This is a genomic window from Micromonospora sp. IBHARD004 (genome assembly GCF_052814115.1).
Window position 1 is genome coordinate 2,051,764 of the sequence record NZ_CP199934.1, and the last position, 20,180, is coordinate 2,071,943.

Here is a 20,180-nt window from a genome sequence, read left to right on the forward strand (position 1 = left end):
GGCGGTCGGCGAAGGAGCGCGGACGCTCGCCCGAGGTCGCGGACGGATACAGCCGGACCGCGCGCGCAGTTCTTACAAGCGAGAGGTCTAGCGCAACGCGGTGGACGGGGATCAGCGGAGCCACGAAACTCGGCGTGTGATCGACATGCGAGACGTCGGGGTGCGGGTCCTGGCCGGTGACCTGGCTAGCGAGGAGCTGCCGATGATTGCGGCGCAAGCGCTTGCCGAAGGGCTGGATGGTCCATCGTTGCGGGAACTCGCTGGGCTCTCGCGAGGCGAGTACCGCGAGGCGCGCGAGCTGCTGGACCAGGTGGTCGACGAGTTGGGCTTGCCTGAGCTGCCAGACGACGACCAGGCCGTCTGGGAGGTGGTGGTCTCGTATGCGCGACGTTTGGTGGCCGGGGCCATCGCGCCGGTGGATGGCGCGCATGCCATCGCCGCCTATGCCGGGTCTCTAGGGTTCCCGGAGCCCCTTGCCACGTTCGCCTTCCTGGCAGACCTGTGGGAGGACAACGCGGCCGAGCGCGCCCAACTTGAACAGGACATGGTGCGCGAGGCGGACGCAGTGCTGCGGGGCGTGGGTGACTAACTGGGTGACGATCGGGTCGGACGCCACTGGACGGGCGCGGACGAGCGTGGACCATGCCAGCAGCCGGGAGCCGACAGAGCAGCAGGTAAGCGCGCTGTGATTGTTGCCTGGGGGTCAAGGAGTCGGCAGCCCGCCAGTACATCAGCGAAGTACAGCAACCGGCCCGCCCGAACCAGAGCCGACGACGACCGGCTATCCCGGTGCATGATCGCCGGTCTACCATGCCCCCCGTGAACCGTCCCCTCACGGCGAGCATGCTGGCCGTCGCCCTGCTCCTCGGTGCCTGCACCGACGACAAGCCCGCCGCCAGCCGACCCACCCCGGACGACGCCACCCGCCGCGGCTGTACCGCCGTGGCGTATGTGGTCGAGAGAAATAACGTCTTCTTCGCCCTGAATCTCACCGCCGGGAGGCAGGCCAGCGGCGCGACCGACCCCAAAGTCAGCGCCGGCGGCCGCGAACTGCTGGAGGCTGCGCAGAAGGCTGGCGAGCTGGACGTAGGCAGCCACGGCAAGGCGGACATGACACAGGCCGAGGCCCGGATCGGCGACGCCCAGCAGAAGGTGATGATGGCCTGCCGTGAACTGCTGGGGGACCCACCCTGGTCGTGACCGTCGGCCGCCAGGTAGTCGCTGTGCGGCGCGGGTTGATTAGGGAACCAGGGCAGCAAGGTGGGGAGGCGGCCAGGCCGTCGCCAGGCCGTCGGGCGTCAGGCAGTGATGACTAACCACGACCATTGGCGACGACGTCTGCTCAGGTCACAGCGGGTGATCGGCCGGACGACCGGCGGGGGTGGCTGCGGGTTACCTGTAGTTGGTGAACTGAGGGGTTGCTGTCGACAGCACGGGGCTGGACGGGGAGGGGTCAAGCTGGACAGTGGCGGATCACCTCCCGAGCCCGGAAGGACCCTCTTCGTCGCGCGGCTCCTGAGGGCGGCCGAGCTGTTCGATGTCCCTAGCCCACTGGTGAGTCAGCGCCAGTGCCGCTAGGCGGTCGCTTGTCCGTCGCTGATGTGGATGGTCGCTGCTTTGGTCATCCTCCCCAAGGTGGGATGGAAGCGGGTAGGCCACGACCGGCCAGTGGCCGGACACCGCTCGGTAGGGCCATAGCACCGCGGTGACAAGCAGCGCTGCAAGCCAGTTGAGCATGTAGCCAATAGTCAGAACCAGGAGGATGGCTAGCGCGATGATCTCGAACGGTCCCCCGTCCCCGCCTTGAAGCGCGTGCTGGGGAAACCGGGGACGCCAGGCGAGACGGCGGCGGCCCACCCGCCACACGCGCAGTTGACCGGACTCGTTCCTCCACTGCACCAGCACGACGTCATCGTGGCGTACGACCGCCAAGCAGACAATCCGCTGGGTCGGCAACCCCAGGACGGCCGAGGGCTGAGCTTACGAGTGGGGATAATCAAGGATCCTGCCGAGCAGCCAAGCGAGCAGCCAAACCGGCGAACGAGAGCGGACGATCGCGGACCTGGACACAACGTCGGGCACGAGGAGCAGACGGCCCACCAGCACCCTGCAAACCGACTCGTAATGCGCAGGTGGTCGTCGAGGCTGGGTGACGAAGTGGGTGACAACCGGGGCGCACAACTACGGACGCCCGCGATCGCATGTGAACTGTCGCCGGGGACGCCGTGCGGCAGGATGGGCCGGTGACCGACGCGCAGGACGCCGACGAGACCGTCAACCGGGGGTGGTTCTCGGTGCGGTGCGTTTTCCAATATGGCAGCGATGCGCCGCTCGTGTATGAGGAACGCATCACGGTGTGGCGGGCAGTGAGCTTCGACGCGGCCGTCGCCCTGGCCGAGGCTGAAGCCGCCGAGTACGCGAACGAGGTTGACTGCAGCTACCTCGGCTTCGCGCAGGCATACCGCATGTTTGATGAGCTCGGCCACGGTGCCGAGGTCTACTCGCTGATGAGAGACAGCCAGCTTCCTCCGGACGCGTACCTGACGGCGTTCTTCGACACCGGTGAGGAGCGGCAGGGGACCTTGGAGGAGCCAGCGGCCGATCAGCAGATGCAGCAGACAGGCACAGCAAACCACCGCGCCGAACCCGACCACGAGGAACATGCAACCACCAGTTGAGCTCGTTCGAAGCTGGCACGTCGCGTGCTGGTGCTGGCCGTCCTGACCCATGTCAGCATGTCCCTGGTGGGGGACTCGTCAGCGGTTTCGTGCCGGTGACGCCTGAGTCGCGGCTACCGGACGCGGGTAGAGCAGGCTTAAGAGCCTGGTAAATAAGGGTTTCAGGTGTTTTGGTGGCGGGCGAGGCGGCGGGTCATGACGATGATCATGGCCCATTGGACCATCGCGGCGTGGTGGTCGGGTAGCCGTTCGTAGTCGCGGACGGTGCGTCGGCACCGGTTGATCCAGGAGAATGTGCGCTCGACCGCCCATCTGCGGTGCAGCACGACGAAGGTGGTCTGCCCGGCGAGCTTGGCCACGATGCGCACGGTCAGGGCGAGGTGAGTGGCGGCCCAGTCGACGAGTTTGCCGGCGTAGCCGCTGTCGGCCCAGGTCAGGCGGATGGTGGGGAAGCATGCGCGTAGTGCCCACAGCAGCGGTTTGGCGGCGTCGCGGTCCTGCACGTTCGCGCCGGTGACCAGGACGACGAGGAGCAGTCCGCAGGTGTCGACGGCGATGTGGCGTTTCCGGCCGTTCATCTTCTTGCCGGCGTCGTAGCCGCGGCTGGGCCGGCCGACGGTCTCCGCGCCCCGTACCGACTGGGAGTCGACCAGCGCGGCCGACGGCTGTCGGTGACGCCCCTCGACGTGCTCGCGGACCTGTTCACGCAGGCTGTTGTGCATGCGGTTCAAGGTGCCGTCGCGGGTCCAGGTCTTGAAGTAGTGGTAGACGAGCTTGTGGTGCGGGAAGTCGGCAGGCAGCGCGTCCCATTGGCAGCCGGTCCGGTTGAGGTAGCGGATCGCGTCCACGACGTCGCGGCGGGGGTACGTGATTGGCCGGCCGCGCCCGGTCCCGGCCGGCACGTGCGGAGCCAGGACCTGCCATTCGGCATCCGAGGTGTCGGACGGATAGTGCCGTGGCCGGGCGGTGGGCAGGTGATCGTCAACGATAGCCGGGGTGGCGGATGCGGCGACGCCGGCGACAAGGTATACAGACAGGGTTGGGCCTTCGGTCGTGCTGGTTTAGTCGCCTTTGCTCGTACCGAAGGCCCTTCCCCATGTCACGCCGCCACGCCGGCGCCGTCACGATTGTCGATCTTCGCCAGGACCGGCGACCGCCCGAACCCCCTTATTTACCAGGCTCTAAGAGAATCTGATCGCCAGGTCCATGAGCTGCTGCTGGGGCACCTTCTCCGGCGGATCCTGGGCGGAGGCGAGGGGACCGCCTATCATGACGCGACCAGCCGTCGTGACGCGCGCGGCGCGATTGATCCAAGGACGGACGTGTGGCTTCCAGCCGATCGAGCAAGCCTGTCGCGTTCCTACTACTGGCGCTGCTTCCTTTGAGCTACCTCGGGCTCATGGGGCTCGGCTGGAACACCGACACCGCTAAGAAGCTCACCCAAACAGCTGTAGCCGTCGTCGGTGTGGTGATGGTGATGAGGACCGCTCGAAGCCTCGACCACCACGATGACCCGGTGAGTGGTGGTGGTGTTCCCAAGGTGCTCCTCCGCGCGGTGCTGCTGACCGTGACGATCTACCTGACGGTGGGGGTCGTCGCGGGCGTGGTCTCGGGATTCGAGCCGGTTCAGGCGACCGACAGCGAGGAGCAGCTATTCGATGACCGGATGGAAATGATCATTGGTCTTCCGGTGGCGATGCTCGTCGTTTACAACCTGGGTAGGTGGTCTGTGCGGCTGGTCCCGGCCAGACGGGGCCTTGTGTGGCTGGCCATCGTGGCGATTGCCAGCCGTGCTGTGGGTTTGTCGTTGTACCCGGTGGGCTTGGCCTACGGTCGGGCGTACAACGTGCCGATGCACGCGTTCGGGGAAGCGCTGGTGATTGCTGCCCTCCAGAGCGCGCTGATCTTCTGCTTTCTTGCTCTTGGCAACGTTCGCGCCCGCACGCAGGCACGGAGCACGGCGGCGCCCCACTCCCGACCTGTACAAGCCGCTTGACCTCGGACGCAGCCGTACCAGAAGCCACCGCCAAGAGTTCGGGACGAAGAGGTTGCCGGAGGGCCGAGGCAGCAAGGAGGCAGCGCAAGCCTTGATGCGGGTCGGTCCGGAACGTCAACCGATGAGGTCCGACACCTGCGCATCGACCCGGGTCCGCACCAGATGGCAGCAGCCGACAGCTTGAGACCGCATCCCCCCGACGGGGGTCAGCGCGAGACGGTCGACGAGTTGATAAGCCGGCCTGTCGGCGACGCGAAGGGTTACCCGGTGGGGAGCCCGTGGGTACCGTGGGGCACGACGGCGGTCGACAGGCCGGCGACGCATCCCGCGCTACGAGGAGGTTCGGGATGGATCCCATGCCGGGGCTGACGTTTGGGCAGCGACTCAAGGTCTACCGTGAGCGCTCGGGCAAGACCCGCGCTGTGCTCGGGGGGCTGGTAGGCCGTAGCGCCGAGTGGGTCAAGGCCGTGGAGAGCGATCGCATCCTGCCGCCGCGTGTCCACATGCTCGATCGGATCGCCCGCGCGCCCTCAAGGTCGACGTGTCCGCCTTGATCGGGGAGTTGAGCGATCGATCTGAGGTCGTCAACGGGCCCGAGCATCCAGCACTCGCCTCGGTACGCGACGCCGTCAACCGCTTCGCGTTGTCCGACGACATGTCACCGCAACCGCTACAGCAGATCAAGGGCCGGCTCGCCGCAGCCTGGCGCGCCCGTCATCAGGCGTCAGACCATCGAACGGTGCTCGGCGCTCTGCTACCGGATTTGGTCCGGGACGCTCAGCGTGCCGCGCTGACGTATGAGGGTGACGAGCGTCGTCAGGCTCAGGCGCTGCTTGCCGAAGTGCTCGGCCTGGCCCAGATGTTCCTTGCTTACCAGCCTGCCGCCGAGTTGCTGTGGCGCGTAGCTGACCGCGCGATGGTGGCGGCGCAGGAGTCGGGAGATCCGGAGGCGTTGGCCTGCGCGGGATGGTTCCTGTGCCAGGTTCACCGGGACGCCGGGGACTGGGACACCGGTATGGCGGTGACGCTCGACGTGGTCTCGGCGCTCAAACCCCGAACGACCGACGCGAACCCGAACCTGCTCGCTCTCTGGGGCGCCCTGAACTTTGAAGCTGCCTATACCGCCGCTCGGGCCGGTGAGGAGGGTCGCGCCTGGCGGTACTGGGACCGTGCGGACCGGGTGGCGCAGCGACTGCCGGAGAACTTCTACCAGCCGCAGACTTCGTTCTCGCGGGTCATCATGGGCGCCCACGCCGTTACCGTCGCCGTCGAGCTTCAGAAGTCCGGTGAGGCGGTGCGGCAGGCGAATCGCCTTGACCCGGCGGCGATCCCATCGAAACCGCGCCGTGCCCGGCACCTGATCGAGGTGGCCCGCGGTCACTACGGCAAGGGCGACAACGATGCCACTGTGGTGACTCTTCGTCAGGCGTACGAGTCCGCGCCGGAGACGATCCGCTTCAACGGCTACGCCAGGCAGATCACTCTCGATCTACTGGACGGACCGCGCTCTTTGCGAGGCGATGTGCATGACCTCGCGCTGAAGGTCGGCCTCGTCGCCTGATCAGCGGGTACGAACCTTACCCATTCAGCTCTACCACGCTGCGTACGTTCCTCCTCACGGAATGCGGCGGGCGGTGCGGTTTGGCCTGGTCGCCGCGTTCCTCTCAACTCGGGGGCGAAACAGCGTGCCCCCGTGAATGACGAGGGAGATCCGGTGCGGCGCGTCTCGTACGAGGAGTACCTGCTCGCCGTCGCCATGACCCTCGCGCGGCGGCATCGCCCGGTCTGGTGCTGGAGGCGATGGCGGCGGGTCTGCCGCTGCGGAGCCGACCTGCCGTGTCATGCCCGGCACCGGATCCCGATCAACCGCGGCCACTGGCCCGGGGAGGGGGAGCAGTGAACGACCGTCTGGAGCAGACAATCCTCTCGGTGCACGTCCGAGGACTCGACGGCTTGTGCGCTGGTTGCCGCGCATGGTGGTCGCGGCTGGCTCCGTACCCGTGCTGGCAGGTGAACTGGGCGACCAGCCGGCAGGCCCGAACGATCACCGCCTGGTTTCTCGGCGGTGTGCGGTGACCACCCACGGCCCAGTCATGCCGATCTGGAGCTGCGGCGGCTGCGACCTGCCCTGGCCCTGCCCGACCCGGAAGCGGGAGCTGCGGGCGGAGTACGCAGACGCCCCCGTGTCGTTGGCCCTCTACCTCGGCTCCTACCTCGTCCAGGCCGCCGAAGACATGCCCTGCATGCCGGCCGGCGCGTTGCACCACCGCTTCCTCGGCTGGGCCCGGGAGGCTGACCGATCGACGCCAGCAGTACAGCAACGAAGTACAGCAACCATGGCCGCTGAACGGAACCAAGACGAGCGTCACCAGGCCATCTGACCTCGCATCAGGCCCGACCCGACCGGCTCGCCGAGAGTTCACACCGAAGAGGTCACTGGTTCGATCCCAGTATCGCCCACCATCCCCGCGCGCCGCGCGGGCACGCCGCCACCGTGGCCGGCACGTGAGTCGCTCAACCGACGTCGACCACCGGCGCCGGCCGGGCCACCTTCGCGTCGGCCCGCTCCCTGGCAGACACCCAGCCGGCGTTGACGATCAGCGACCGGGCCTGGGTGGGCGTGAACAGGTACGTCCGTTCACTGCCGCATTTCCCGTCCGACTCCCCAGGGCCTTTGATCCATAGCAGCGCCGCCAGTCCCGGCCGGTCGGTGACCGGTCGGGGTGGTTCGCCCAGCGCCTGCTGCTTTGGGTTGCACCACTCGTCGTCCCGTTTCGGGTCGTCCGGTGGCGGCCCGGCGCCGTTGCGGGAGGTGTCGATGACGAACTCGCGTCCGCCGACGAGGTCGGAAAGCTCTACGCCCCAGCGGTAGCTGTCCTCGGTGGTCTGTCGGTTTGAGACGTTGACCGCGAAGCCTTCGGCGTACTGGATTCCGGCCCGCAACAGCCGCTCGGCGACCTCGCCGCTCGGACGCCACCGGGAGTGGCCGGCGTCGAGGTAGACGGCGTGCCCGGCGGCGGCCAGTCGCTTCGTGGCGTTGGCGATTAGCTCCCCCCGCTCGGCGCTGAAGCAATCGGCCACGATGCCGTCCGGCTCCATCACGATCACCGACCGGGTACGCCCCAGCGCCGCGACCAGCTTGCCGATGTACGCCTGGTACGCCCTGGCGTCCGGGGCGCCCTCTTTGAAGTTGGCGCAGCCCCGGTTCGGGATGTAGTAGGCGACGAACACCGGCAGCTGGTGCCGCTCCCGGGCCCGGGATGCCAAGTCCGGAACCTTGGCCACGTCGATGGGCCCGTTGAGCCACCGCGCCTGCGGCCGCTCGGTGATCGGCTTCAGCCAGTCGGCCGCGTTCGCGGCCTGCCACCGGGCGGCCGCGGTGTCCCGGTCAATGTACAGCGTGGCGTCGCGGAACGGATGCTTAGGCGGGGCGTACGTCACCGCCGGCGGATCCGGGCGCAGCTCGGTGTCGGGCTGGCGGGCGCAGCCGGCGCCGAGGCCGGCGGCGAGGGCCAGCACGGCGGCCAACGCGCCGGTTCGGTGGGGGCCGGGCAGCGGTCGACGGACGGTCACGGCAGCTCCCAGTGTTCGCTGACCCGGTACACCTGCACCCGATCGTCGCCGGTGCCGAAGCTGGCCACCGGTACGGCGTGCTTGCGGGCCTCCATCAGGGTCGGGTACTTCTCCTCGGCGTCGGCGGTGCGGTAGTACCAGTCGGGCAGGACCAGGTAGTCGACCCGCTTGACGCTGCGCTGCACGGCCGGGTCGGTGTCGAGCTTGTAGACGATGACCGGCTTCGGGTCGAAGTCGTAGTACTGGACCAGGTCGGTCCAGATGGAGTCGTGCACCACCACGGTCTTGTCCCGGGGCACGTTGCGGCCCACCCACTTCGTGGCCGAGCGCAGCGGCTGCTCCTCGGACACCGTCATCATCCGCCGCAGTTCCGGCGTCCAGGAGACGGTCGCCACGCCGGCCAGGCCGATCAGCAGCAGGGCCGCCGTGGTGATTCGGAATCCGTACCCGAAGCCCTGCCCCGCGCGCTGGCGCAGCCAACCCGTCGGCACCAGGCCGGAGGTGCCGGCGAGGGCGCTGCCCGCGCCGGCGATGAGCAGCGCGCTCCACGGCAGCAGGTTGATCACGTGCATGAACGGCACGTAGCCGCCACGGACCAGCACCAACCAGCCGATGGCCAGGGCCAGGGCGGCCGGGCGCAGCCGGCGGACCAGCAGCGCGACCGGGATCGCGGCCAGACCCAACAGGAGCAGCCAGTGGTCGTACTGCAGCCAGTTCTGCAGCTGCTGGTAGGTGGCGCTGCCGCGCTCGAGCACAGAGCCACTGGCGGCCCGGTCGGCGAGCTGCCACCTGGCGGTGCCGAGCAGGCTGTTGTGCCCCGGCCCCTCGAACAGCTCGCCCTTGAAGAGGGCGAACAGCGGATACATCGCCATCAGCAACACCCCGGCGAAAGCCGAGGTGACCAGCACCTGTGCCCGGTTGCGCCGGTCCAGGTTCTGCAGCAGCGCCCAGCCGAACGCCGGCAGCAGCAGCAGGGTGGTCTCCTTGGCCAGCGCGGCCATGGCGAAGGCCAGCGCCGCCCCGATGCCGGCGGCGATGCTGCGTCGCGGCGAGTACGCCAGCACGAACGCCAGCAGCAGCCACGGGGTGACCAGGTTGTCGAGGAACGTCCACCGGCCGTAGACCACCGCCAGCGGGGAGAGGCCGAAGAGCAGCACGGCCACCGATGCGGCTACCCGACCGAAGCCGAGCCGCCGACCGAGCACGTAGAGCAGTCCGGCGCCGATCACCTTGGCGATCAGCATGCACTCGTTGCCGAAGGCGATCGCCGAGTCGTACCGGTCGAAGCCGTCGGTCAGTGCCGCCCAGCCGGCGATCTGGATCCAGCCGCCCGGCGCGTGGTCGTAAAAGTACGAGTACGGCGACAGCTCGCCCTCGTACCGCAGCGACCACGCCTGCGACAGGTAGGTGCCGGGGTCGTCGACGTATCCCGGGAAGGTCGACATGCCGATCGCGTGCACGGCCCCGACCAGGGCGAGCAGCGGTACCAGCGCGGCGATGCTGGTGGCGTGCCGGTTCCCCCACACCTGGGCGCTGATCAGGAGCCGGCGGCGTAGCGGCACGGCCTCGCGCAGATCCAGCGACGACGAGGTTGTCTCGATGGTTCTGGTCATGAGCCCACCCCCACCGGTGTCCGGGCCGGGTGCCTACCGTCCTCGGCCATGGGCGCCGCGCCGAGGTGCGCGCCGCTGTGCGCGGTCTTGACCCAGTTGGTACGCCCCATCAGATGCCGCAGCAGCGCCCAGACCGCGGCCACCGAGAGCACCACCTGGTACGGGTAGCCGCCGACGATCACGCCGAGGTGGTCCCGGAACCGGACCTTCTGTCTGAAGGTGCGACCGAACTGGTGCAACATCAACACGTCGAGCGCGATGGTGAGCAGGCTGATCCCCAGCGGGATGCTGGCCAGCAGAGCCACCACGACCGGCGCTTTGTGCGCCAGCGCCAGGGCCAGCGCCACCGGCGCGAAGACCATGGAGAACGCCTGAAAGAACTGGAAGCCGAGCACGTAGACGGCGAGCACCTTCTGCCACAGCCGGGGCAGGGCAAGCCACTCCCACTCGATGAACACCTGGATGAAGCCCTGCATCCAGCGCACCCGCTGGCGGACCAGGCCGCGCAGCGTGTCCGGGGTCTCCTCCCGGGTCACCATCTCGTCGATGTAGACGACGTCCACGTCGTAGCCGAGCACCGACGCGACCATGCCGATCTTGCAGTCCTCGGTGAGGCAGTCCTCGTCCCAGTACGCCCCGTACCGGGCGCGCAGCGTTTCCAGGAACTCCCGACGGAAGAAGACGGTGTTGCCGCCGAGCGGCATCACCTTGGTTGCCGCCTGGAGCTTCAACCGGGACTGGAACCACTTGTAGTACTCCAGCACGTTCGCCGCCCGCCACCAGCCGGAGGTGTTCGCCTGCAGCCAGCGCCGCACGCGGGGCTGCAGGCCGGTGGGCAACGGCAGGGTTCGCGGGTCGACACTGAAGTTCATCAGCTGCACGCCGCACTGCACGATACCCGCACCGGTCTTCCGGAACCGGTAGTCGACCATGCGCAGCAGCCCCGGGTGGAACAGGTCCTCGGCGTCGGCGACGCCAATCCACTCGTATCGCACGCCGAGTCGGTTGAGCTCGCGGACGGCGGCGTTGAGCCCGATCGGCTTGTTGTGAACGTCGGTGTCCTCCGGGTACGGCGCGACCAGTACCCGTCCCGGGTACTGCGCGGCCTTGGCGTGCGCGATCGCCGCAGTGCCAGGGTCGTCCGGATGGTCGATGATCGGCACCACCACGTAGTCGGGATGATCCAGATTGGCCAGTCGCTCCAGGGTGTGCCCGGCGACGGCCTCCTCGTGCCGCATCGGCACCAGGATCACGCCGGGCAGCCGCGGGTCGTCCGGGTCGCCGTAGCGGTCTGGGTCGTTGTGCTCGGGCAACCACCACTTGTACAGCTGGAACGTCAGCGTGATCACCGCGACGACCAGCATGAACAGTGAGATGACGACCAGGAAAACGTTGAGGAAGACGGCGGCCAGGGCGACCAGCACCGCCAGCCACCCGGCCACCGAGGTGATGCGCAGGGCCACGGGCAGCTGGCGGTACGCTCCGCGGGACCGCGGACTGGGTTTCGGTTCGACCATGGTGGTACCTGCCTTGTGGGAGAACGACCAGAGCCGGTCGGAGCAGAAGCTGACGACGGTCCCGGCGGCGAGCAGCCCCCAGTAGGCCAGCCCGGTGCCGAGGACCGGAGCGAGGAACGGGAAGGCGACGAGACTGAGCACGGCGCTGGCGCCCCGGGCCGCCTGGAACCGCCGCCACCTGCGGGAGCGACCCGCGGTCCGGCCGACGATGTGGCGGCGCCAGGTGAGTCGGTCGTGCGCCACGAAGCTGAGCTGGAGAGTCAACACGATCTGCACGGCGTTGGCGAGCGCGGGAGGTGTCTCGTACCCGATCAGCAGCGCCAGCAGGGCATGACCGGCGACCGCCACGCCGGCACCGATGGTGAGGAAGAGCCACGGCTCGCGTTGACGGAACACTGCGATGACGGGACGCATGCTGTCCTTCCAACCCTGCCGAACGCGGTCACACGGCGTAGCCCCAGAGGGGCTTGTCGCGGCGACGCTGCCGCAAACGGCGGGGCGGTCCCGCCGAGGCGCCAGTGGACGGTCGGACAACCCTGGCAACCAGCGATCCGATCAGGAATGCCTTGTCCTGATCGGACCCACGCGGTCTGTTACCCCAGGTCAGCAACTTCAACCATCGCGGTGGCGGAGGCCACAACGGCGGGTGCGCCGTTGGGCCCGGTCGTCCAGCCGGACCCGCAGCGGGACCACGCGCAGCGGCAGGGCCCGGCGGGACGTGCAACGTGTACGTGACATCACCCGCCGTGGCCGAGGCCGGACCCGCTGCGTCAGCAAGAAGTCAGCAAGAGGCCTGGTGTCATCCATCCTTGGGCGACCTCGGACGGTGGCCGGGGCACACGCGACGACATCAGATGACACCGGTTGAAGCGCGGCGGCAGGCGAGATCGACATTCACACCTAAGCGGTCAGCCGCTGGACGGAGCCTGCGTGCGCAGGAGGAAGTCAGAACTAATCTGTGATCGGCGTCGTGGTCCTCTGCTGGGCCGCGTGGCTCCGTTGACAGACATCCCATGAGCGCTGCGGTCAAGCAGCGGCGTCTTGGTGGTGCTGTTCGCGGTGTTGCCAGGCGGTGTTCTCGTCGTAGTGGGTGCCGGTTTTGAGGCAGCCGTGGAGGATGCCGACGAGGCGGTTGCCGAGTTGGCGTAGTGCGGCGTGGTGGCCGAGGCCGCGGTGGCGTTGCTGGTCGTAGTAGGCGCGGGCGCCGGGGGAGGCTTTGAGGGCGGCGAAGGCCTGCCGGCCGATGGCGTCGATGAGTCGGTCGTTGTGCACGTAGCGGGCCAGCACGATCTTCTTCTTGCCGGACTGGCGGGTGATGGGGCTGGTTCCGGCGTAGTTGCGGCGGGCTTTGGCGTCGGCGTAGCGGGTGGTGTCGTCGCCGAATTCGGCTAGCACCCGGGCGCCGAGGATTCGGCCCAGGCCGGGCTGGCTGAGGTAGGTCTCAGCGTCCGGGTGCTGCCCAAAATGCGCCTCGACCTGCTCTTCCATTGCCTTGATCTGGGTGTGCAGCGTGGTCAGGATCGCTACCTGGGCGCGGACGGTGGCTGCGTAAGCGGCGGTCACGAGCGGCGGCTGGCCCAGCTGCTGGGTGCGTAAGGCTGCTTGCACCTTCTCGGCCTTGGCCGCCACATCACGGCGGCGGGCCCGTTTCAGCGCGGCGGTGATCTGCGCAGTGGTCAGCCGGGCCGCCGACGCCGGGTCGGGAGCCTTGCCCAGTAGCTGCAGGGCGTCGGCGGCGGCGAGGTCGTCGAACGCGACCAGGGCGGCGGGGAAGAACTCCCGCAGCGTCTGCCGCAGCCGCAACGTGTGACGGGTGCGTTCCCAGATCAACGTCTGGTGCGCCCGGGCCACGACCTTGACCGCCTCGGCTGCAGCGCTGTCGCCGGCGACCGGGCGGAGCTGATGCCGGTCGGTACGCACCATGTCGGCCAGGGCGTGGGCGTCACCAGCGTCGCTTTTCGCACCTGAGACACCGTGCCGTTCCCGATACCGGGCCACCTGCAGCGGGTTGATTGCATACACCTGATAGCCGGCCGCGATCAGCGCCTGCACCCACGGGCCCCGGTCGGTTTCGATGCCGACCACCACCTGGACCGGGTCGCCGTCCTCGCCCAACTGCTGGCCGATCAGCGCGTGCAGGCGGGCGATGCCGGCGATCCCTTCCTCAAGTTTGGCCTTGCCCAGCCGTCGGCCCGCCTCGTCCTGTATCTCGACATCGTGGTGGTCCTCGGCCCAGTCGTCTCCCACGAACAACACGTCGTCCTCCCGCAGGTCCACAGTCGCGCGAGCTGTCTGGCAGCCTCCGGGAGACCTTCCGCAAGCTAATGATCAAGTGCTCACGCACCTGCGGCGGGCACGACATCCCATCAGCGATTCCGTCTCCCGACCACCGGCAGGGGCACGATCTGTCAATAGGACTGCCACGCGTCCTGCAACGGGGAGTGCTCACCCGCCAGCGGCTACCGGACCCGAGTCTGCCGTAACTGACCCGGCAACTCTCATTAGCAACCGGTTGGCACGAGGACGGCCGCAGGCTGCCAAGCGCGGACAGTCGCCCAAGGTCGCGGACGCGGGCGGACCGCACCGGACGAGGCGCCTAGAACTTGTAATCGAGGAGTCCGTCGACGACCTCGCGGGCCGTTGCTGGGCCGGACCATCAGATGAAGTTGTTGCCAGGCAGGTCCGGGGCTCATGCCCGATCCGTGCCCGATGCAGGGTTCAACACTGGCCTCCAATCGCACGCCGGCAGCCGCAATCTGAACGCTCCGTGCTCATTGATCAACCAGCACGGCTACCCATTGTGGACGTTTGGAACGACAACGTGACTCGGTCAAGTGGCCGAACAGGTACTGGCGCGGCCATCGGCAACAGGTGAGCATGCCTCCATGGATCCTGCTGCGGCGGCCGTCGCTGCCAACCCGCTACGGCCCCGCCGCACCTCGTACCTGGTCGCGGCGCTGATCGCCGTCGGTAGTGTGCTGGCCGCCCCCGCGGTGCTGTTCCTGGTTCCCGCCGGGGGTGACCTCGGACAGCGCATCACGCCCGGCCAGCCGGTCACCGTGCACGTGCCCGAGGCCGGGAAGATGGTGTGGGCCAAGGACAGAGGCCCCCAGAACTTCCCCGGCGTTGGCTGCGCCCCCTCCCCGGCGGACACCCAGGAACTCGGGTGGACCACGGTCTCGATGCGTCCCGACGATGTCACCTTGAACGCGAACGGCGAGCGCTGGCGCGGCGTGATGATGGTGCATGCCCAGCCGGCCGGAACGTACACGGTGACCTGCACGGCCTCGGCTGCGGACGGCACACCGTCCCTCTCAATCGGTGATCCTCCCCGGTTCCACAACCCACGTTCGAAGGCACTGGCGGTGCTGGCCGCCTCCGTCCTGGCATCCCTCGGCGTGCTGGTCGGCACCGTGTTAGCGGTGGTCGTCGCGGTCCGGCGCCGGCGGCGGACGCTCGTCGCAGGCGGGGTGAGTGACTGAACCGCCCCGGTTTGGTAGCGGCTAGATGGGTTGGGTTTCTGGCTGGGTCAGCCGTGGTTGGTTGGGATGGTAGAGGGCTTCGAAGGCGGCTGGTGGTAGGTCCGCGGCGCCGCTGTGGGGGCGGCGGTGGTTGATCCTGGTGTGGTGCACTTCACGACCGACACCTTGGTCGGCGGTGCCGAATCCGCGACCTGGGGCGCCGGTCGCGGCGCCGAGAGCGTTGAGTTCCGGGGCCCAACCGGTCAGGCTCGGTTCGTGCTGGCGCGCAGCGTCGCGACGCTGGACGCGCTGCAGCAGACGTTATCGTCGGCGGGACGACCGCAGCCACCGACCGACGTGCGAGTCGGAGGCCGCCCGGGGGTCGCCTGGTTCGATCCGTCCGGTGACGTGAACCTGTGGTTCGTTCGTTGGCAACCCGTCAACGGGCTCTGGGCCCAGCTCGACATTTACGCGACCACCCGCGACGAGGCGACAGACACGGCGAGTCGTGTCCGGTTCGACGGCGCCCACCGCTGCGTCGTGCCGTTCCGCCTGCAGTCGCTGCCGCCCGGCGGGCGGCTGCTCGAATGCTCGGTCACGCTCGGCCGGTCGGAGCGTGGCTCCTTCGCTGAGGGCTCACTCGTAATAGGTGACGAATCCGGTCGCTGGCTGACGGTTCGGGCGCAACCCGTGCCGGGCTACGAAGCCAGGACCGGCGAACTTGCCGCAGGGCCCTACGGGGCACGCAGGCAGGGCAGCGACGTACTGGAGATGTTCGTCAAGCCATGCGTCATCGAGGCGTTCCTCAAGGGTTGGGGGAACGGCTACACCGAGTCGGAAGGCCTGGCGGTCCTCAGCGGGTACCAGCCGGCCCGCGACCTCGACCACCCCGACACCTGGTGACACCACCCTGACCAGCCCATAACGGCCATCGAACGGTATAACCGTCGCTCAACTACTGCGATCCAAGGGAAGATCAAGTCTGCCTGTCGGAGCCAGCCATCGGCTGCCTCGACGCATTCACACCGGCAGTTTCGGATGTGCGCCACCACCGGAGCCTCCAACGCGCGACCAGCGGCAGATGTGGGTGCTCAAGACTGCCGGTCGACCGCGGCGGTGCCCAGCGCCGAACGCCGGTAGCGGATCTCGTGCCGGTGGCGTTCGCCGATGATGAACCCGGCGTCGCGCAGCACCGTCAGGTGTTCCGAGACGGTGGCCGGGGCGAGAGCGTGCCGGTGGGCGAGCGTGGTCGTCGTCGCGGGTTCGGTCAGCCCGATCAGTAGCGCGGCCCGGGTCCGCCCGATCAGGCGACGCAATGCGGCGTCGGGCGTGCCGCTGAGCTGCTGCCAGAGCGTGCCGGATCCGCGGGCGGGATAGATCACGGTGGGCTGCCACGGCTCGTCCATCACGACGACCACCTGGTCCCACTTGAACGCGCTGGGCATCAGGACGAGTCCCGCACCGGCGAGGTCGCGGTGGTCGTCGTCGCCGTACTCGCGGATGAGGGTGTTGTCGTGCCAGCGCAGGGTGGGATGCAGTTCCGCGAAGAGCCGGTCGAGACCACCCTCCGCGAGCCGCCTGGTCTGAAAGCCCACGTCGGCGTCGAGCAGGGCACGCACGCGGGGCCACCTGGGTTCGACGAGCTGGTGCCACGCGGTACGGATCAGGCCGGTCAGCGTCGCGAGGACCCCGACGGGATCGCCGAGCAGGTATCGGCCGATCTCGCTGTCGGCCGCACCCGGAGTGTCGTGCAGGGATCGGGCGATCTCGGCGGCGACCTGGCTGGGCGGGGTGTCAGCGATCCGGGCCAGATCGTCCTCGAAGGTTGCGAGCGGCCCGGCTGGGGGCGGGGCCAGGAAGTCCGGGGTGTAGCCGCGTCGGGGCTGCAGCAGGGTGATCGGCCGCAGGTCGATTCCGGCGACCTGGCCGGCGACCGCGTCCAGCCAGCGCCGGTGCTGCCCGGGGGACTCCGCCGGCAGGGTGAGCCGGATCGCCGACAGCGTCTCGAAGGCCGGCGAGATTGCGAAGCGGCAGCGCAGCAGGTCGGCGGTGCTGAATCGGAGGGTTGCCGTGATGGCTGGCTCCTCCCCGCAGAGGTCTGAGAGATTCGGTTGTGACCGAATCAGTGGTGTCGAGTCTAGCGACTTCCCAGGATGGGCGAGCGCGAGCCGACCGGCCGCCCGCAACGAGGGAGATCACCATGCATGACGTGACCAGCCAGAGCGAGATCAGCGCCGACTGGGAGCGGCGGGTCGCCGAGGCGTGGGCGACGATGGACAGCTTCGCCGAGGACGACTTCGTCAGTCGGATAGGCGAGCTCGCCGCTGAACTACCCGCCGACAGCGCGGTCGGCCTGTTCGAGCGCGCCTGCGCGTGGGACTCGACCGGGCACTCCGATCTGGCTGTCCCGCTCTACCGGCAGGCACTGCAGGCTGGGCTCACCGGGCTGCGGCGGCGACGGACGATCATCCAGATGTCCAGCTCACTGCGCAACCTCGGTCGCGCCGGGGAGAGCGTGGCGCTCCTGACGGCCGAACGGGACGCCGGCAGCGACGAGCTCGACGACGCGGTCGCGGGGTTCCTGGCTCTGGCGCTGGTCGACGTCGGACGCGAGCGGGAGGCCGTCGCGCTGGCGCTGGGCGCACTCGCCCCGCACCTGGCGCGTTACCAGCGGTCGATGGGCAATTATGCCCGGCTGCTCGCCGAGGGGGACCCGGCGTAGCGGCACGGATGCGGCAGCTGACTGAGCGTACACATCCTCATCTCGGCAAAGTAGTGCGTTGCGGACGGCTTGGCGTCTGACGGGGTGCTGTGGGTGGGCGGTGTCTGGTGGGCTGTCGGCCGTGAGCGGCGGTTGCGGTGTCGACGTCGGTCCTAGCGCTGGCGTAGCCAGCCGGCGGTTGGCGTTGACGCTGGTCCTTACGGTGCTGCCATGAGGGAGAACCTTCGGATGCTCGCCGCGGTCACCTTGTTGATGATCCTGACCGCCTGCGGCGATGATGGCGCATCACCGATCGCCGGCGCCCCGACCAGTTCGGCACCGTCGGCCACACCGACTCCGCCCCCAGCCGCGACGGCGTCGCTCCTGACGGCGGTGGCGGCCGCCCTGCTGACGCCGGCGGACTTCGGTCCGGGCTATGCGGTTGACTCGGACGGGCCGGCCGATCCGGGAGCCGTGCGGTTCGTCTCCGCCTGCCCGAGCTGGCGGCCGCCGGCCGGCACCGCGGAGGGCCAGGTCGTGGCCGGGTCGGCCCGCACCTTCCGCGCCCCGCGCGGCCATTACGACGCCCTCCAAGTGCTGAGGTACGCCGGCGACGGCGCAGCCGCCGCGATGGAGTACGCGCAACGGAGGCTGACGGCGTGTGCCCGATACGAGGAAGCAGCCGACCCCGGGGTGACCGTCGCGACGACCTGGACCGTGCTGGGCAGCGGCTTCGCCGGCGCCGACTCCCTCGCGGTGCGGCAGCGTATCGAGCGCAATGGCATGCTCTCCAACGTGGATTTCCATCTGCTGGTGCGGCAGGGTGACCTCCTGGCGTACGTCTGGCTGAGCGACCAACGGTGGACCGAGGAGGCGCTTCGCGCGCTGGGCGACCGGGTCGCAGCCCGGCTCTGCGCGGCAACCGAAGCCTGCTGACCGGCACCCGGACAATCCCGCGCGGGGGACCCCAGCCGCACGCGCTAGCTGTACTGCCCGGGGACGTTGGTCAACCTGGTGATGGGTGGCCGGCCTGCGGTGGCGGTGTGGGTCGGTGGTGAGGCTCGCCCAGGCGTCGAACAGCACCGCTCTCGGCGCTCACGTCCTAGGCCGTGTTTCATAGCTCGGGTCAGAGCCACTCGTTGATCGCGACGACGTGGAGTGTGGCCTGGTAGCGCACGGCGAGTTTGTCGTACCGGGTGGCTACGGCGCGGTGGCGTTTGAGCTGGTTGATGCCGCACTCGACCGCGTGGCGCTGCTGGTAGATGTGGGGGTCGAAGGTCGGCGGTCGGCCGCCCTTGGACCCCTTCTTGCGCCGGCTGGCGGCCTGGTCGATCTTGATGGGGATCGTGGCCGGGATGCCGCGCCGGCGTAGCTCCGCCCGATTGGCGCGGGAGCTGTACGCCTTGTCTGCGAGGACCCGGTCGGGTCGGGTGCGGGGTCGGCCACCGTCCGGCCGGGGGACCCGGATGCGGGCCAGGACCCGGGTGAACTGGGGGCTGTCGCCGCGGTGGCCGGCGGTCAGCAGCATCGCGAGGGGTTTGCGGCCCTGCTCGCAGGCCAGGTGCAGCTTGGTGGTCCAGCCACCCCGCGAGCGACCCAGGGCATGATCAGCCGGCTCGTCTTCGACCCCGCCTGGTGGTTCCTTCTGCAGCTCAGGTTGGGTGCGGGCACCAGCGGCGTGCTGATGCGCCCGACTGATCGTGGAATCGACACTGACGTCCCAGGTGATCAGACCGGCAGCGTCGGCACGGGTCTGCAGCCCGGTGACGATCCGCTGCCAGACTCCCGCACGCTGCCAGCGGCGGAACAGTCCGTAGACCGTCTGCCAGGGCCCGTAGCATTCCGGCACGTCCCGCCAGGGTGAGCCCACCCGCACCCGCCACCGGATCCCGTCGATGAGCTGCCGTTTACTCCACTTCGGCGGTCGTCCTGGCTTCCTGCCCTTCGGCAGCAGCGGCTCCAGCGCCGCCCACTGCCCGTCAGTCAGGTCGAACCGCCTCGTCACCGCTATGGTGGTCACGAGGTCTCCGTGCTGATGGTCGTCTTGGTCGATGAACCATCTACCGGAGACCTCGCTGTTTATCGATCACCGACACACCAGCGGCCGTAACCTGCCCCACCCAGTCAACCTATGAAACACGGCCTAGCGGGCATGTCAGCCCAGGCGAACCTGCTGGGGCATCCCCGCGAGGCACTGATCCTGGCACGAGCTGGCCGCCGAGGGCTTGCCGAAGGTGAGTCCGTGGCATGCCTCGCAGACCTGCACATCCTTGAGGCGCGTGCCCTCGCAGCCCTCGGTGATGCCCCCGCCGCCGCTGCGTCCGTTGCACGAGCTGAGCAGGTGTTCGCCCGAGTCCAGCACGACGATGAACCTGCGTGGGCCAAGTTCATTGACACTCCGTACCTGCTCGGCGAGGCTGCCCACTGCTTCCGTGACCTCAAGCAGCCGGCAGAGATCGAACGGTTCGCCACGGAATCCGCCGCCGGCGCACGGCGGCGGGGAGGGCGCGCCGCGGTGCGCTGAGCGAGGCAGCGCTGGCGGTGGCCGACCTCGACCGCTCCGACGTAGAGGCCGCGGCGTCTCGCGCAACGCGGGTTGTCGAGCTCTCGGCATCAGTCAACTCGCCCCGTGCTATTGAGA

17 protein-coding genes and 2 pseudogenes are annotated in these 20,180 nt (G+C 68.8%); 11 read left to right on the forward strand and 8 right to left on the reverse strand.

Going from position 1 to position 20,180, the window contains the following annotated elements; all coding sequences use genetic code 11:
* Window positions 1-136 precede the first annotated feature (136 nt).
* From ACTWO6_RS10135 to ACTWO6_RS10145, 3 genes are all read left to right on the forward strand, one after another.
* A complete protein-coding gene (locus tag ACTWO6_RS10135; protein ID WP_446219377.1) occupies window positions 137-589 on the forward strand; it encodes a hypothetical protein in 453 nt (150 codons plus the stop codon).
* 230 nt (window positions 590-819) lie between these two features.
* On the forward strand, window positions 820-1,200 hold the full coding sequence (locus ACTWO6_RS10140) for a hypothetical protein (RefSeq protein WP_446219378.1): 381 nt from the start codon (window positions 820-822) through the stop codon (window positions 1,198-1,200).
* Window positions 1,201-2,243: 1,043 nt separating this feature from the next.
* Entirely contained in the window at window positions 2,244-2,678 is a 435-nt protein-coding gene (locus ACTWO6_RS10145) for a hypothetical protein (RefSeq protein WP_446219379.1), read from the forward strand.
* A 161-nt stretch (window positions 2,679-2,839) separates the two neighbouring features.
* On the opposite strand, the gene ACTWO6_RS10150 is transcribed toward ACTWO6_RS10145, so the two are convergent.
* Complete coding sequence (locus ACTWO6_RS10150; protein WP_446217774.1) at window positions 2,840-3,580, reverse strand: IS5 family transposase; 741 nt, start codon at window positions 3,578-3,580, stop codon at window positions 2,840-2,842.
* 422 nt (window positions 3,581-4,002) lie between these two features.
* On the opposite strand from ACTWO6_RS10150, the gene ACTWO6_RS10155 reads away from it, so the two are divergent.
* The 4 genes and pseudogenes from ACTWO6_RS10155 (at window position 4,003) to ACTWO6_RS10170 (ending at window position 7,055) form a co-directional block, all read left to right on the forward strand.
* The gene (locus ACTWO6_RS10155; protein ID WP_446219380.1) at window positions 4,003-4,674 is read left to right on the forward strand and encodes a hypothetical protein; all 672 of its coding nucleotides are present in this window, start codon (window positions 4,003-4,005) and stop codon (window positions 4,672-4,674) included.
* Window positions 4,675-5,021: 347 nt separating this feature from the next.
* A pseudogene (locus ACTWO6_RS10160) lies at window positions 5,022-6,235 on the forward strand (helix-turn-helix domain-containing protein).
* Window positions 6,236-6,390: 155 nt separating this feature from the next.
* Window positions 6,391-6,750: pseudogene (locus ACTWO6_RS10165) on the forward strand (hypothetical protein); the annotation flags it as partial.
* Entirely contained in the window at window positions 6,747-7,055 is a 309-nt protein-coding gene (locus ACTWO6_RS10170) for a hypothetical protein (protein WP_446220617.1), read from the forward strand. The pseudogene ACTWO6_RS10165 and the gene ACTWO6_RS10170, both read left to right, overlap by 4 nt.
* A 133-nt stretch (window positions 7,056-7,188) precedes the next feature.
* Here the strand turns inward: ACTWO6_RS10170 and ACTWO6_RS10175 are convergent, their stop codons facing one another.
* The 4 genes from ACTWO6_RS10175 to ACTWO6_RS10190 form a co-directional block, all read right to left on the reverse strand.
* Window positions 7,189-8,247 (reverse strand): glycoside hydrolase family 6 protein, encoded by a 1,059-nt coding sequence (locus ACTWO6_RS10175; RefSeq protein WP_446219381.1) that lies wholly within the window; start codon window positions 8,245-8,247, stop codon window positions 7,189-7,191.
* Entirely contained in the window at window positions 8,244-9,860 is a 1,617-nt protein-coding gene (locus ACTWO6_RS10180) for a glycosyltransferase family 39 protein (protein ID WP_446219382.1), read from the reverse strand. The genes ACTWO6_RS10175 and ACTWO6_RS10180 overlap by 4 nt, the downstream gene beginning before the upstream one ends.
* On the reverse strand, window positions 9,857-11,791 hold the full coding sequence (locus ACTWO6_RS10185; RefSeq protein ID WP_446219383.1) for a glycosyltransferase: 1,935 nt from the start codon (window positions 11,789-11,791) through the stop codon (window positions 9,857-9,859). The genes ACTWO6_RS10180 and ACTWO6_RS10185 overlap by 4 nt, the downstream gene beginning before the upstream one ends.
* Before the next feature lie 612 nt (window positions 11,792-12,403).
* Complete coding sequence (locus tag ACTWO6_RS10190) at window positions 12,404-13,633, reverse strand: IS110 family transposase (protein WP_446219384.1); 1,230 nt, start codon at window positions 13,631-13,633, stop codon at window positions 12,404-12,406.
* 578 nt (window positions 13,634-14,211) lie between these two features.
* On the opposite strand from ACTWO6_RS10190, the gene ACTWO6_RS10195 reads away from it, so the two are divergent.
* Both ACTWO6_RS10195 and ACTWO6_RS10200 read left to right on the forward strand, forming a co-directional pair.
* Window positions 14,212-14,859 carry a hypothetical protein gene (locus ACTWO6_RS10195; RefSeq protein WP_446219385.1) on the forward strand — a complete coding sequence of 216 codons (648 nt, stop codon included), beginning with the start codon at window positions 14,212-14,214 and terminating at the stop codon, window positions 14,857-14,859.
* 144 nt (window positions 14,860-15,003) lie between these two features.
* Window positions 15,004-15,741 carry a hypothetical protein gene (locus ACTWO6_RS10200; RefSeq protein ID WP_446219386.1) on the forward strand — a complete coding sequence of 246 codons (738 nt, stop codon included), beginning with the start codon at window positions 15,004-15,006 and terminating at the stop codon, window positions 15,739-15,741.
* A gap of 188 nt (window positions 15,742-15,929) precedes the next feature.
* On the opposite strand, the gene ACTWO6_RS10205 is transcribed toward ACTWO6_RS10200, so the two are convergent.
* Window positions 15,930-17,024, reverse strand: coding sequence for a DUF5937 family protein (locus ACTWO6_RS10205; RefSeq protein WP_446219387.1), 1,095 nt, complete (start codon window positions 17,022-17,024; stop codon window positions 15,930-15,932).
* 23 nt (window positions 17,025-17,047) lie between these two features.
* Here ACTWO6_RS10205 and ACTWO6_RS10210 point away from each other — a divergent pair, with 23 nt between their 5' ends.
* Together ACTWO6_RS10210 and ACTWO6_RS10215 are read left to right on the forward strand one after the other, a co-directional pair.
* Window positions 17,048-17,560 carry a tetratricopeptide repeat protein gene (locus tag ACTWO6_RS10210; protein WP_446219388.1) on the forward strand — a complete coding sequence of 171 codons (513 nt, stop codon included), beginning with the start codon at window positions 17,048-17,050 and terminating at the stop codon, window positions 17,558-17,560.
* Between the two features lie 228 nt (window positions 17,561-17,788).
* Window positions 17,789-18,475, forward strand: coding sequence for a hypothetical protein (locus ACTWO6_RS10215; protein ID WP_446219389.1), 687 nt, complete (start codon window positions 17,789-17,791; stop codon window positions 18,473-18,475).
* A gap of 190 nt (window positions 18,476-18,665) precedes the next feature.
* Here ACTWO6_RS10215 and ACTWO6_RS10220 read toward each other — a convergent pair whose 3' ends face one another.
* Both ACTWO6_RS10220 and ACTWO6_RS10225 read right to left on the reverse strand, forming a co-directional pair.
* Entirely contained in the window at window positions 18,666-19,559 is an 894-nt protein-coding gene (locus ACTWO6_RS10220) for an IS5 family transposase (protein WP_446218210.1), read from the reverse strand.
* A 135-nt stretch (window positions 19,560-19,694) separates the two neighbouring features.
* On the reverse strand, window positions 19,695-19,964 hold the full coding sequence (locus ACTWO6_RS10225) for a hypothetical protein (protein WP_446219390.1): 270 nt from the start codon (window positions 19,962-19,964) through the stop codon (window positions 19,695-19,697).
* Between the last annotated feature and the right edge of the window lie 216 nt (window positions 19,965-20,180).